Here is a 985-nt window from a genome sequence, read left to right on the forward strand (position 1 = left end):
TCCCAAAAGGAGCTTGAATCAGAGTTGCGAGCCCGCGGGAATCCTGAATGTCAACGCGCTCTAGCCGCCTACTCTACTTCTGCAACCCAATCCGACGTCATTTGACGCTCGACTACATCAGTCCGGTTCAGTTCGAGAAGTTGGCCAAATAGCGACCAAACCGCTCTCCACTGAACCGAAGCAAATCCAAAACGCTCTACACGACGCCACCCGCGGGCAGCTGTGTGATCTGCCTGGACGAGATGGGCCGGTCAGTGCGAAGAGTTATGCCGGCCGTGCGATGGTGCAGAGCCGAACGCGACCGGCCGAACGGGCGAAGCAGGAGATCGACTACGGCTGGCGCGCCAAAGGCTATGTCTTTGGCGCGTTTTGTCCGGCCACGGGCGAAGCCTTCACGCATCCGTATCCAGGACGCGGCGGCGCCCACTGGGTCGACTTTCTGGAGCACGTTGAGGCTTGGATCCCGAGTTCGACCAAGCGGGTGTATGCGATCATGGACAACCTGAGTTCACACCGCACCACAGACGTGCTGCTGTTCGTGCTGGCGCACCCGCGCTGGGAGGTGGTGTTCCAACCCAAATATGCGGCCTATCTCAACCTGATCGAGCCCTGGTGGAAGATCCTGCGCTCGCTGGCACTGGCGGGCCGGCGGTTTGAGACCTGGGATGAGATCATTGATGCTATCTACCGCGCTACGGTCTACTGGAATGCGCACCGCCATCCCTTCGTCTGGGGTCAACGCCGCCGGCATCGGCCACGTCGCTCCCCCGGGATCGCCCTGCTGCCGAGAGCCGCATGACTTACCGGATGCACCACTTAGGGTATCACGTTGTCGAGGGTCTGGTCGGCGTTGTCGAAGAACCGGCGGATGTTGCGGGCCGCCTGACGGATGCGCTGCTCGTTTTCCACAAGAGCGATGCGGACATACTCGTCGCCGTGCTCGCCGAAGCCAATACCCGGCGCCACCGCCACGTCGGCCTTTTCC

The 985-nt window shown here is 61.5% G+C and carries 1 protein-coding gene and 1 pseudogene; one reads left to right on the plus strand and one right to left on the minus strand.

Going from position 1 to position 985, the window contains the following annotated elements; genetic code table 11:
* Nucleotides 1–280 precede the first annotated feature (280 nt).
* Nucleotides 281–799, plus strand: a complete 519-nt coding sequence (locus DDF70_RS36260) for a transposase (protein ID WP_114949226.1) — start codon at nt 281–283, stop codon at nt 797–799.
* Nucleotides 800–816: 17 nt separating this feature from the next.
* Here DDF70_RS36260 and DDF70_RS38650 read toward each other — a convergent pair.
* A pseudogene (locus DDF70_RS38650) lies at nt 817–985 on the minus strand (aminotransferase); the annotation flags it as partial.

This window comes from Microvirga calopogonii (assembly GCF_003347665.1).
In the GTDB taxonomy this organism is placed as follows: Bacteria; Pseudomonadota; Alphaproteobacteria; order Rhizobiales; family Beijerinckiaceae; genus Microvirga; species Microvirga calopogonii.